Genomic DNA, 882 nt, shown 5'->3' with positions numbered 1-882 from the left:
GCTGCGATCTACATCCTGATCAACCTGACGGTGTCACGGATTGCGATCATGATCGAGCGCCGCGGCTCCAAGAAAGCCGCCGGCGGCATGGCCCCGCCCAGTCTCCGGACCGGGCTCGTGGTGGGCGGCAACGATCCCATCGCGAAGGACTCCATCGAAGGCCCCAACAAGGCATAGTCCTGAACCACATAGAGAAGGTCCGCAGCTACGCAGCTGCGGACCTTCTTTATTGGCCGTGCGGGAACCCTGGCTACGGCGTCAACCACGTCCTCAGGGCACGGAGGCACTCACGCACGGCGTCGGCGTCGACGTGCTCGTTGTCCTTGTGCGCCAGCAGAGGATCGCCGGGGCCGAAGTTCACTGCCGGGATACCCAGCTCGCTGAAACGCGCGACGTCGGTCCAGCCGTACTTGGGCTTGGGCTCGGCACCCACTGCGGCCACGAAGGACGCGGCGGCGGGGTGATTCAGTCCGGGCCTGGCGCCGGCAGCGGCGTCGGTACGGACGACGTCGAATCCTTCCAGCAAATCCCTGACGACGGCCTCGGCCTGATCCGGGGTCTTGTCGGGTGCAAAACGGTAGTTGATTTCCACCACGCAGCGGTCCGGGATGACGTTGCCCGCGGTGCCCCCGTTGATCTTCACCGCGTTGAGGCTCTCGCGGTAATCGAGCCCGTCCACGTTGATGGTCCGCGGCTCGTAGTCGGCGAGCCGCGCCAGGATAGGTGCTGCGGCGTGAATTGCGTTGACGCCCATCCATGCCCGGGCAGAGTGGGCCGTTTCGCCGATGGTGGTGGCTTCGAAACGGCTGGTTCCGTTGCAGCCGCCTTCAACGGTGCCATGGGTCGGCTCCAGCAGGATCGCGAAGTCGCCCTGGAGCAGGT

At 65.6% G+C, this 882-nt stretch carries 1 protein-coding gene and 1 pseudogene; one reads left to right on the top strand and one right to left on the bottom strand.

Annotated features, from left to right (window positions below; genetic code table 11):
* Positions 1 to 177: pseudogene (locus HP499_RS25345) on the top strand (amino acid ABC transporter permease); the annotation flags it as partial.
* Positions 178 to 250: 73 nt separating this feature from the next.
* On the opposite strand, the gene dapE reads toward HP499_RS25345, so the two are convergent.
* Positions 251 to 882: succinyl-diaminopimelate desuccinylase (gene dapE, locus HP499_RS24600; protein WP_172326622.1), on the bottom strand; the 632-nt coding region annotated here is incomplete at its 5' end.

It is taken from the genome of Paenarthrobacter sp. CM16 (assembly GCF_013179505.1).
Lineage (GTDB): Bacteria > Actinomycetota > Actinomycetes > Actinomycetales > Micrococcaceae > Arthrobacter.
Note: the sequence above shows the minus strand (reverse complement) of the source record. Positions and strands in the feature narration are given on the sequence as shown.